The following is a 12,132-nucleotide window of genomic DNA, read 5'->3' as shown; positions in this document are numbered from 1 at the left end:
TCCTTTTATAATTGATTAAACAATTACTCTATTAAACTCTATTTCAATATAGCTTCAATACCTGGCAATGTTTTTCCTTCTAAACTTTCTAACATCGCTCCTCCACCTGTAGAAACATAACTCACCTTTTCTCCAAATCCAAATTGTTTTACAGCTGCCACAGAATCTCCTCCTCCAACTAAAGAAAATGCTCCATTAGCCGTAGCTTCCGCAATTGCATTTCCTAATTCAATCGTTCCTTTTGAGAAGTTTTCCATTTCAAAAACCCCTAAAGGTCCGTTCCATAATATCGTTTTAGATTCTGCAATTACTTGCGCAAAGTTCTCAGAAGTTTTTGGACCAACATCTAATCCCATCCATCCGTCAGGAATTTCTTTGGTATCTACTGTTTGAGTATTTGCATCATTTGAAAAAGCATCTGCAATTACAGCATCTACTGGTAAATGAATTTTTGTGTTCTTTTCTTCTGCTAACTTTAAGATATCTAAAGCTAATTGCATCTTATCATCTTCTACCAAAGAATTACCAATACTTCCTCCTAATGCTTTTACAAAAGTGAAAGTCATACCTCCTCCGATAATAATATGATCTACTTTTTCTATAATATTTTCTACAATTCCTATTTTAGAAGATACTTTAGCTCCTCCTAAAATTGCCGTAACTGGTTTTTCAGAATCATTTAAAACTTTATCAATACTTTCTATTTCTTTAGCCAATAAACTACCAAAACATTTGTTACCTTCAAAAAACTGTGCTATTACCGCAGTTGAAGCATGTGCTCTATGCGCAGTACCAAAGGCGTCATTGATATAAACATCTCCCCATTGAGAAAGTTTTTCTGCAAAGGCTATATCACCTGCTTTTTCTTCTCCATGAAAACGTAAATTTTCTAACAATAAAATTTCTCCTGGCTGTAAACTTTCAACCACTTGAGCAACACTTTCTCCAATGCAATCGTTCACAAACTTTACTTGTACACCAATCACTTCGCTTACTTTATCAGCAATATGACCTAATGAAAATTTATCTTCAACTCCTTTTGGTCTTCCTAAGTGCGACATTAACACACAGCTTCCTCCATCTTCTAAAACTTTAATAATGGTTGGTTTTGCAGCTTGAATTCTAGTATCATCTGTTACTTGAAATTCATCGTTTAATGGCACATTAAAATCTACCCTTATTAATGCTTTTTTGTTTTCGAAGTTAAAATCGTTTAAAGTTTTCATCTATGTTGTGTTCTTTATTTTTTAATCACAAAAATAATTATTTATATCATATTGATTTCTATTCTTTTTGAGCTTTTAAACTTATATATTTGTTAAAGTTTATGACACGAACTTCTATAAAAATAACCGAAGAAAAACTTAGTTTACAAGAATGTATAAATTTTGTAAGCGAAGATAATTGTGGCGGTATTGTTCCTTTTATTGGTACCGTTAGAAACGCTACACAAAATAAAACAGTAACGCAGTTAGATTTTAGCAGCTATGTACCTATGGCAATCAAGGAAATGCAAAAAATAGCGGATACTGCTCTTGAAAAGTTTGCTGTTGAAAAAATAGCAATTCATCATGCTATTGGATCACTTAAAATTGGTGATATCCCTGTAATTATAACGGTTTCTGCTCCGCATAGAAATGCTGCTTTTGAAGCTTGTCAATATACAATAGATACTTTGAAAGAAACAGTTCCTATCTGGAAAAAAGAATTTTTTGAAGATGGCGAAGTGTGGGTAAACGCACATCCATAGTAAAATGTTAAGGGGCATTAGCTCAGTTGGCTAGAGCGTTTGACTGGCAGTCAAAAGGTCATCGGTTCGACTCCGATATGCTCCACTTCTTTAATACGGTAAATCTACTGGTTCTATAAAAGCAATTTCTGGATTGTATATTTCTTTAATTATCAATTTCATTTCCTCCATAAATTCTTCTAACTTTTCTTGAGTAATTAATGGATCTGGTGATCGGTAATTCGAAGAGAAATTCATTGACAAAAATCCTTTCTTTAAGTTTTTAAAAGAATATATTCCAGCATGCAATTCTTTTTCAAAATTGAATTGAGTGTTTTGAGTGTATAAGTAGGCATACAACATTACTTGTATTGCTTTATGATATTTTAATTCTCTTATTACTTCAAAGTCGAGTACTTTTAAATTAGTAGTATCTACCATTCCAGTTTTGTAATCGATAATTCTAGTGACTCCGTTTAGTTCGTCAATTCGGTCTACAATTCCTTTTATTTTAACGGGATGGTTAATTCCTTCAATTTCAATTTCAGCAGCCAATTCTTGTTCTGTCGCAACAACTTTTAATTGATTGTTCTCATCTTGAACTAGCTTTTTCTCTTGTACTAAAAAATTATGTACAAAGCGATTTGCAACTTCAAAAACCAATCGGTTTTTACCAGTTGATATATCGCCATTCTTAAAGTGCTTAGAAAAAAAGTATACAATCAGCTCTTTTGTTTTTTGCTGCATTGCTGTAATGTCATCTACAGATAAGAATTTTCCTAAATATGGTTGATATAACTCTTCTAGTGTATCGTGTACAACAGTACCCATCGTATTTGCTGCAACAGTTTCCTCAACATTTTCAAACTCATTAATTTTTAAGATTTTTTGTTTGTAAAATGCTATTGGGTTGTATAGATAATTGGTTAAGGCAGATGGTGAAATTCCTTTTGAAGCTATTTCTTGTAATCGTTCAAAAACCAACTCGTTCTTCGCTACTTCTTTTAAGCTAATAGAAGTTGTTTGTACTTTTGGACTTATCGTTTTTTCCGCCACATCATCCCGCATCATTTGTAATTGCGTTACAAATCGACTTTTTTCTCCACTTCCAAATACATCATGTTCGGTGTTGTACAACAAGTAAATATTCTTAGCTCTTTGTAAAAGTCTAAAAAAGTGATATGAAAACAGCGCATCTTTCTCTTTGTAAGTTGGTAATCCAAACTCTATTTTTACATCAAAAGGAATAAATGAAGTTTGTTGATGGTTTCCAGGTAATACTCCTTCATTTACAGATGTTATAATTACATTTTCAAAATCTAACACACGGGTTTCTAATACTCCCATTAACTGTAGTCCCTGTAAAGGTTCTCCTTGAAAAGATAAGCTCTCAGACTGAATTAACTGTCTAAAAAACTGCTGCAATGTTTTTAAATCTTGAATATATTGATGAATTCCTTGTAGCTGTTGTAATTGATTAAAAGCAGTATAGAAGCGGAATAGATACTCTTTCTCTAGATCATTTACCTCTTCTTTTAAGAGTAAAATTAGTTGTAATATTCTGTTAATAAATCCTTCAACAGCATCAAACGCATCAAATAAAGTAGCAACAACCTTTTTTCTTTCTTCTAAAAGCGCACCTAGAAAAGATGTTATTAATTCCTTTTTCACAAAAGTATTGTTGTTCTTAGCGATGCTCTCAGCAATAATATCTGATAAAAACTTACCTTCTACTGTAAGAATTTTAAAAAGCAACGGATGTTTTAACAATCTAACTACATCCTTGTGATAAAAAGCATCTTCTTTTTGTAATTTCTCTTGATTGATAAACAACTGAAATATTGCAAACAATAAACTAGTTGTTGGAACATCTCTTAATGGGTATCCCATTGTAATATTTATAGAACTTACATTTTCAGGCAACGAATTTAACGTAATAGGGAGTAAAGATTCGTCAGCTAACACCAATGCTGTATTATTCTGATTGGGCAGTTTTGACAATAATTCTCCCGCATATTTTGCTTGAGTAATATTTTTCGCCGCTCCTATTACTTGTATGTTTTTAGGTTGACTAAAATTATTTGCTACGGTTTGCATGGAGTGTTTTTGATAATACTTCCAAGTGGTTTTATACTTTCGTAAGAAACTACCTGCTTGATGGTTACTTTCATAAAAAGTACTATCAATATCCCAATACGCCTCTGAGTTACCAGCTTCTAAAAATCGCTGGAACAATAACTCTTCAGAAGCATTTAATGCATTAAACCCAATAAAAAAGTATTTCTTATGCTGGTTTTTAAGAATGTATTTTTCTACTCGTTTGGTTGCTTCTCTATACAATACTCCTTGATACCCCGTTTTTTCTTTTACTAAAAAAGCATACAATTCATTATATAAACTATTGAGCTTTTCCATAAAGGCAAAATGATCTTTCATTAAGTCTGTTTCTTGAAAACTTCCTTTAACCGACCATTTTCTCAAGCGGTGAATATCTCTCAAATACACAAAAATCTCCCGTGTATTAATTAAGTGTTGATCTAGCTCGTTAAAATCTTGTATAACAGTAAAAGCCCAAGAAGAGAATTTATCAAAAGAATCTGGCGTAGCTTCCTGTTTTTTATAAATCGTATAAAATTCAAATAGTAATTGAACCGAGTCTATTTTCTTAAATCCAGAAATGTCTTCTACAAAATCGCCAATATTGATAATTTCAGGTAAAAAACCTGCTGAAATCTTATTCTTAAAAGTATTCTTTACAAACACTCCTGCACGTTGCGATGGCAACACAAAAACAACATCTTCAAAGGTTTGTGTAGTTTGTAAAATTGCATCTAAGGTTTCAGAAATAAAAGACTGCATAGGATTACTTTCTTAAGTCCAAAGTACAATATTTATCTTACTTTTGATAAACACAACTATTCAATTTTATAAATTTTGAAAAATAACAACCAGCTAAAAGTAGCGCTTATTCAATCTGATTTGATTTGGGAAAACCCAAAAGAAAATCGAAACCATTTTGAAGAAAAAATTAATTCTATTTCTAAGGAAATTGATTTAATTGTTCTTCCTGAAATGTTTACTACAGGGTTTTCTATGAATCCGGAACAAATTGCTGAAACGATGCAAGGTGAAACGGTAATATGGATGCAGCAATTGGCAAAAAAAAGGCAATGTGCTCTTACAGGCAGTATAATAATAACTGAAAACAACCAATATTATAACCGATTATTGTTTGTACATCCTTCTGGAAAAATTGAATATTATAACAAGAAGCATACATTTACGCTGGCTGGAGAAGACAAAGTATATACTGCTGGTAATGAAAAGTTGATGGTAAACTATCAAGGTTGGAAAATTTGCCCGCTTATTTGCTATGATTTACGTTTTCCTGTTTGGGCTAGAAATGTGGAACAGTACGATTTGCTATTATATGTTGCGAGTTGGCCTAAGCCAAGAATTGAAGCTTGGGATACTTTATTAAAAGCACGTGCTATTGAAAACATGAGTTTTACGATTGGAGTAAATAGAGTAGGAGTTGATGCTAATGATTATGAATACATTGGTAATACGGTTTGTTATGATACTTTAGGGAATTGCTTAGCTAAAAATAATGATGGAGAAGAAACGGTATTAGTAGTTACTTTGGATAAAGAAAAACAAATTGAAACCAGAGCTAGGTTTCAATTTTTAGAAGATAAAGATCAATTTACAATTCAATAAAAAAAGCGACTTTAAAAAGTCGCTTTTTTTATACTATGCTGGTATCATCCATTTAAAATTGAATTTTGTATCAGGAACAACAATTCTTTCTGTAATTCGATACATTCTATCAGGCAACTTCATTAGATAATCACGTGCCTTTTCAGCTTCAGGTGTTAGATTGGTAATTTTATCAATCTCCCAAGCGGTATTTAATTTCTTTAAAATATCTACATAATCAAAACCTGTATATACCCCAATTCTTTGTGCAACTGTAGAAAAATCATCAAACAAAGTTCCTTTAGCTTCAAAAGATTCTCTTAAATGCATTGCTGGCATTACAATTTTATGCTTCATCATGTGCTGAAAAGCCAACATCATTTCACTTGGGTCTATTTTAAAGATTTCCTTTACAAATTCTGTATATGCCAAATGATGACGCATTTCATCTCCAGCAATAATTCGAGACATTTTTGCCAATGCTTTGTGTCCTTTTTTCTTTGCTATTTTTGCAACATTTAAATGCGAAATGTAAGTGGCCAATTCTTGGAAACTTGTATACACAAAGTTCTTATATGGATCTGTGGCTGTACCAATATCAAAACCATCAGCTATTAAATGCTGAGTAGATATTTCAACTTCTCTCATATTTACTCTTCCAGAAAGATATAAATACTTATTTAACACATCTCCATGACGGTTTTCTTCGGCAGTCCAAGCTCGTATCCATTTTGCCCAACCATTGTCTGGTTGTTGTGTTATTCCATCTAAATCAAGTAACCATGATTCATACGTTGGTAAAGCTTCTTCTGTAATGGTATCTCCTACTAATACTACCCAAAAATCATCATCTAACTCTTTAGATATTTCTTGAATTTCTTTTACTTCATCAATAAAAGAATCTTTTTGAGAATTTGGTAAAAAATCGGTTGGTTGCCAAATCTTTTCAATTGGCACTAAAAACTTGTCTACAAAACTGTCAATATTTTTCTCCAGCGTTTGCATCACCTCCTTTCGGATGTTTTGTATAGACATACTATATATTTAAGGGTTATTTAATCGATTGTGTTATCGTTTCTTCAACAGTAGCAATCAAATCAGTAAACGGTAAAGTACTTGCTTTTATTGGCGCATGTGTGGTTATTTCTATTGGACTAAACAATCCTAATGGAAATTTACCATATTTAAACACCTTCCAAGAGTTATTAATAGTTAATGGAACTATGGATGCTTCTGGATTGTATTTTAAAAGCATTTTTAAGCCGTTTGGAGCAAAAGCTTTAGGTTTTCCTGTTCTACTTCTTGTTCCTTCAGGAAAAATTACCGCAGACCATTTCTTTTCATTTATTGTTTTTGAAAACCTTGCTAACTCACGTAAAGCTTGTTTTCCATCTTTTCTATCAATCAAAGCAGCTCCTCCATGTCTTAAGTTAAAAGATACACTTGGAATACCTTTTCCCAATTCTTTTTTTGATACAAATTTTGGATAGTGTTTCCTGAAATGCCAAATTATTGGTGGAATATCAAATGTACTTTGGTGGTTTGCTACAAAAATCAAGGTTTGATTTTCTGGTAAATCTTGTTCATTTTTTACTCGAACTGGGATTCCTAAAATTAACAACGACTTTATCAAGAACCAATTCATAACATCTACTATCTTTTGATGTCCTTTTTGTTGGCCAAACAATTTGAGTCCTAACCATTGTAACGGGTGAAAGATTAACAATAGTAAAAAGAATACAATTGCAAATATCGTTGATAAAATGTAGCTTAAAATTTTCATTTTTAATTTGATAAGTCGCAAAAATAAAAAATCCCGCGAAAGCGGGACTATTATTTCTTGTTAAAACCAATTACTCCATGGAATTCTTGCTAAAATTAGTACTAGTGCTATTCCATAAAAGATTACAAAAGTTTTAAACTTACTTTCGCTTTTAACCTGTTTTTTATGTTTAGACCATCCAATTGTGATTGCTACAATAGCCATAATCATCATTAAAGGATGCTCTAACGCTAACAAACGTACGGCTGAATCTTTCATATCACCCAATCCTCTTTGGAAACCTCCCATAAAATACACTAAGATTCCCACTAAAAATTGAATATGTGTAGTTATTAATGTAAACAACCCTAAACGAAATTCTTTATGTGTAAATTCTTTCTTTTGAGTTAATCCAATAATTGCATTGATAACTGTAAATACTAAAACAGCTAATACTATATACGCCCAATATGAGTGTAAAGTTTTTATCATAATTTGTTAGTTTAAGTGCATCGCTGGCACAGATGATTATTATAGATGTTACATTTAATTCGTTATGAGCTGCAAACAATTCATATACGAAACATGAAAAGCTCTCTCAAAAACTTTTGTAAAAATACTGAATTTTACTCATAAAAAAACCACCTCAATTGAGGTGGTTTTATATATTTTATAAACGAGTCTTAGAAGTTTATTCTCATAGAAGCGTTCCAAGTAATTCCGTATCCGAAACGTCCTTGGTTATTTCTGTTAATACCATTCCAGTTTTCTGCTGGATTAGTAGAAGCAGCATCTCTACCGTTTAAAGATTCTAAGTATAACTCATCAAATACGTTATCAACATTCACTCTGAAATCGATTCCTTTGATAAAAGTTCTTTCTTTTAATTTTGGTCTAAAGCTTAAACCTAAATCCATAGTGTTGTAAGATGGTAATTCTAATGCTAAGTCTCCTTCAGAGAATAATCTTGCATAGTAGTTCCAAGTTACATCAAATGTTAAACTAGGTACAACTCTATAGCTAGCAAAAACACCAGCTGTTGTTTGAGCAGCTCCACCAACTTCTTTACCATCTAAGCTAACAACAGCATTAGAAGTAAGCGTGTTTCCATTTTGATCAAAAGTAGATTGCGTAGCATCTCCATCGAATTTCCAATCACCAATAGAAGCAAAACCGTTTAACTTCATTCCTTCGAAAGGCTTAGTAAATACTTCTAATTCGATACCTTTATGTAACTGAGTTACGTTTCTGTTTTGAGTTAAAACGAATGAAGGTGTTTCAGGAGTACCTGAAGAGAAGAAGTCTGTTCTGTTACCCCATCTTGTATAGTAAACGTTAAAGTTAACATCAACTTTATCACTTCCGAATTGGTAACCTCCTTCTAATCCTAATACGTCTTGATTTTCTACTGCTGGATTTACTAATGCGTTAGAGTTTCTATCATTAACAAATAAATCTGAGTGGAAAGGCTGACGAGAGTAGAATCCTGCGTTTAAGAACACTTTGTGTTGCTCTGCAAGAACATAAGAACCTCCTGCCTTAACATTATATCCAAAGTTAGAAACTTTCTCTGACTTTTCAGAAACTCCTTGTTGTTGAGTAAAGTAAAACTCTTCTCTTTGGTGATCTTGGTTAGATAAAGCAGCTTGGAAGAATCCTGAAATTTTATCATCAGCATACTCTAACTGTCCAAATAAACCATAGTAAGTAATTACTTCTTCGTAATCTCTATCGATACGTTGTCTGTGATCGTTGTTAGGGTTGAATAACATTCCCCATGGGCTAATTCCTCCAAAATCGTTATCGATTGTATAAGGCTCCCCTACGAAGCTATTGTATTCCCAAGGTCTGTTAGGATCATTAGCAAACTCTACTGAACCACCGTTAAATAATTCAACAGCTCCTCTAAAGTGAATACCGTTATAAGTTCTAATATCTGTTCCAACGTTTAACGTTAAGTTATCGTTTAATTGGTTTTCGTAGTTAGATACTAATCCAAACCAGTTATGGTTGTTAAATGAACCTCTAGCATATGTTTCACCGTTAGATCCATCTCTAGTTACAGAAGCAAAAGCACCTCTACCTAAAGAACCATATAATACTGTAGATAAAGAAGATTGGTCATTAATAGTGTAATCCCAAGATAAGTTAGCTACTGGTTTGTGGTAAATGTTACGACCACCTGGATATTTACCAGTATTTCCTAAAGTGTTTGGACTATTGATATCATCTCTGTTCCAGCTATTGAAACGGATTCCGTTATCTAAGAAAGTTCCAATACTTCCTCTACCTGCTGCAGCGTGCCATTGTGGAGCTCCAGTAATCATAAAGTTGAAAGTATGATTTTCGTTTGGTTGGTAACCTACAGAGAAAAAGTAAGTTTGACCTTGACCATGTGTAAAATCTACATATCCATCTCCTTGCCAGTGACCGAACATTCCTGCGAAAGACCATCCTTTTTCACTAACTCCAGTTGAGTAATATGCAGTAGTTTTAGTATATGCGTTGTTACCAACAGTTTGTCTGATAAATCCTCCTTCTTTCTTATCAATTGTTTTAGTTACGATGTTTACCGTACCACCAACTGAAGAGATAGCTAATTTAGAAGATCCTAAACCACGTTGAACCTGTAAAGCTCTAGAAACATCTAAAACTCCAGACCAGTTAGACCAGAACATTCTACCATCTTCCATACTGTTGATTGGCTGTCCGTTTAATAAGAATGCAGTGTTTGTTTGATCAAAACCACGTAAGAACATTCTACCGTCTCCAAATCCACCAGCTTTAATGTTTTGTACAGATGGAGTAGACTTTAATACTTCTGGTAAATCCCATGCTCCAGATTTAGATTGGATTTCAGCAGCAGTAACCGTAGACACAGCGATAGGAGTTTTTCTATCCTCCGCTAAATCGATTACACCACCACCAGTTACAACGATCTCATCTAATAAGTTAGAAACTTCTAATTGAATTGTTCCAACATTTGCATTAGCTGAAGTAAATGCTACTTCTTTAGATTTGTAACCTACGAAAGAAACTACTAAAGTTCCTGATTTCGCGTTTACGTTTAACATAAACTTTCCATCAAAATCAGATGCAGCACCGTTAGTTGTACCTTTTTCTAAAACGTTCGCTCCTGGTAATGGTTCACCAAAATCGTCAACCACAACACCTGAAAGCTTAGTTTGTCCTAAAACTGCAGCAGAAATAAATAATAACGCTACAAGTAATAAATTGTTAAGTTTTTTCATTGTTTAATTTAATAGTTATTAAATGCGTGTGCAAAATTCCTGCTTTTATTGTTAACCAATATTAACTTAATGTTAAGTTTTTTAACGTTAACTTAACACTAGCCGCATGTAAAGAAAACTACACAGATAACATTTTATTTGCCAACTCCTTACCTAATTCAACTCCAAATTGATCGTAAGAGTATATATTCCAAATCACCCCTTGTACGAATATTTTATGCTCGTACATAGCGATTAACATTCCTAGTGTTTTAGGGGTAAGTTTATCGAATAAAATTGCATTACTTGGTCTATTCCCTGTAAATACTTTAAATGGTAATAGTTCACTAATTCTATCCAAACTGTTAGATGTTTTCAATTCAAGGTGTACCTCTTCTTTTGTTTTTCCAAAAGCTAGTGCCTGCATTTGAGCATAGTAGTTTGCCATTAGCTTTTTATGATGATCTCCATGTCCATATAAAGATTCCTTAAAACCAATAAAATCTGCTGGTATTAATTTGGTTCCTTGGTGTACTAATTGCATAAAAGCATGTTGCATGTTCGTTCCAGAACTTCCCCAAACGATATTACCAGTTTGATAATTTACTTCATTCCCATTTCTATCTACTCCCTTTCCATTACTTTCCATAATGGCTTGTTGTAAATATGCTGGTAGTTTTTCTAAGTACTGTGTATACGGTAAAACTGCCTCAGTTTCGGCATTGTAGAAATTATTATACCATATACTTATTAGTGCAAGTTGTACAGGAATATTTTTATCGAATGATGTAGTTTTAAAATGGTTATCCATTTCTTCTGCTCCATTTAATAATTCTTTAAAATTATCAAATCCTATAGACAATGCTATTGATATCCCTACTGCCGACCATAAAGAGAATCTTCCACCTACCCAATTCCACATTGGAAACACATTCTTTTTATCTATTCCAAAATTGGTAACTGCATCTAAATTTGTAGAAACAGCTACAAAATGTTTAGGAACATCAAATAAGGTTCCAGACTTTAAAAACCAATCTCTAATGGTATTTGCGTTGGTTAATGTTTCTTGTGTTGTAAAGGTTTTTGATACAACAACAAATAATGTTGTTTCTGGATTTACTTTTTTAAGAACTTCGGCTACATGATCTCCATCTACATTAGAAACAAAATGTGTGTTCAACTTATTTTTATAATATTTAAGAGCATCAACAACCATTGTAGGTCCTAAGTCTGATCCTCCGATACCAATATTAACAACATCTGTTATAGCTTTACCTGTATACCCCTTCCATTTACCAGAGGTAACTTTATTTGTAAATGCTTTTATTTTGCGAAGTGCTGTTTGAATTTTAGGCTTTATATCTTTTCCATCTACCAACACTTCCTCTTCAGAATTACTTCTTAAAGCAGTATGTAATACAGCTCTTCCTTCTGTTGCATTGATTACATCTCCTGAAAAATACTTCTGAATAGCATCTTCTAACTCTACTTCATTTGCTAATTCAGTTAACAATTTAGAAGTTTCTTCAGTAATTAAATTTTTAGAAAAATCTACTTCCAATTCATTCAACTGAATACTAAATTTCTCTTTTCTACAATTGTCTTCTCTAAATAATTTCTTTAATTGAATTGACTCTGAAGTCTCTGTATAATGCTCAGAAAGCTTTCTCCAAGCATCGGTATGAGTTGGATTGATATTTTTTAATGCCATA

9 protein-coding genes and 1 tRNA gene are annotated in these 12,132 nt (G+C 32.7%); 3 read left to right on the top strand and 7 right to left on the bottom strand.

What is annotated here, in order from left to right:
- Positions 1 to 38: 38 nt before the first annotated feature.
- Complete coding sequence (locus tag Q0873_RS09105) at positions 39 to 1,226, bottom strand: phosphoglycerate kinase (RefSeq protein WP_299106326.1); 1,188 nt, start codon at positions 1,224 to 1,226, stop codon at positions 39 to 41.
- A 101-nt stretch (positions 1,227 to 1,327) separates the two neighbouring features.
- Between Q0873_RS09105 and Q0873_RS09100 the strand changes: the two genes are divergently transcribed.
- Together Q0873_RS09100 and Q0873_RS09095 are read left to right on the top strand one after the other, a co-directional pair.
- On the top strand, positions 1,328 to 1,750 hold the full coding sequence (locus tag Q0873_RS09100; protein WP_299106324.1) for a molybdenum cofactor biosynthesis protein MoaE: 423 nt from the start codon (positions 1,328 to 1,330) through the stop codon (positions 1,748 to 1,750).
- Between the two features lie 11 nt (positions 1,751 to 1,761).
- Positions 1,762 to 1,835, top strand: a tRNA-Ala gene (locus Q0873_RS09095).
- Between the two features lie 5 nt (positions 1,836 to 1,840).
- Here the strand turns inward: Q0873_RS09095 and Q0873_RS09090 are convergent.
- Positions 1,841 to 4,588 carry a PD-(D/E)XK nuclease family protein gene (locus tag Q0873_RS09090; RefSeq protein WP_299106322.1) on the bottom strand — a complete coding sequence of 916 codons (2,748 nt, stop codon included), beginning with the start codon at positions 4,586 to 4,588 and terminating at the stop codon, positions 1,841 to 1,843.
- Positions 4,589 to 4,663: 75 nt separating this feature from the next.
- On the opposite strand from Q0873_RS09090, the gene Q0873_RS09085 reads away from it, so the two are divergent.
- Positions 4,664 to 5,449: an amidohydrolase gene (locus Q0873_RS09085; RefSeq protein WP_299106320.1), complete on the top strand. Its 786-nt coding sequence runs from the start codon at positions 4,664 to 4,666 to the stop codon at positions 5,447 to 5,449.
- A gap of 33 nt (positions 5,450 to 5,482) precedes the next feature.
- On the opposite strand, the gene Q0873_RS09080 is transcribed toward Q0873_RS09085, so the two are convergent.
- The 5 genes from Q0873_RS09080 to pgi all read right to left on the bottom strand — a co-directional run bounded on the left by Q0873_RS09080 (position 5,483) and on the right by pgi (position 12,131).
- Positions 5,483 to 6,463 carry an acyl-ACP desaturase gene (locus Q0873_RS09080; protein ID WP_299106318.1) on the bottom strand — a complete coding sequence of 327 codons (981 nt, stop codon included), beginning with the start codon at positions 6,461 to 6,463 and terminating at the stop codon, positions 5,483 to 5,485.
- A gap of 16 nt (positions 6,464 to 6,479) precedes the next feature.
- On the bottom strand, positions 6,480 to 7,211 hold the full coding sequence (locus Q0873_RS09075; protein WP_299106316.1) for a lysophospholipid acyltransferase family protein: 732 nt from the start codon (positions 7,209 to 7,211) through the stop codon (positions 6,480 to 6,482).
- Positions 7,212 to 7,271: 60 nt separating this feature from the next.
- On the bottom strand, positions 7,272 to 7,682 hold the full coding sequence (locus Q0873_RS09070) for a hypothetical protein (protein WP_299106313.1): 411 nt from the start codon (positions 7,680 to 7,682) through the stop codon (positions 7,272 to 7,274).
- Between the two features lie 191 nt (positions 7,683 to 7,873).
- Positions 7,874 to 10,441, bottom strand: coding sequence for a carboxypeptidase-like regulatory domain-containing protein (locus tag Q0873_RS09065; protein WP_299106311.1), 2,568 nt, complete (start codon positions 10,439 to 10,441; stop codon positions 7,874 to 7,876).
- A gap of 118 nt (positions 10,442 to 10,559) precedes the next feature.
- A complete protein-coding gene (gene pgi / locus Q0873_RS09060) occupies positions 10,560 to 12,131 on the bottom strand; it encodes a glucose-6-phosphate isomerase (protein ID WP_299106309.1) in 1,572 nt (523 codons plus the stop codon).
- Position 12,132 lies beyond the last annotated feature (1 nt).

Source organism: uncultured Tenacibaculum sp. (assembly GCF_947498805.1).
GTDB lineage: Bacteria > Bacteroidota > Bacteroidia > Flavobacteriales > Flavobacteriaceae > Polaribacter.
Note: the sequence above shows the minus strand (reverse complement) of the source record. Positions and strands in the feature narration are given on the sequence as shown.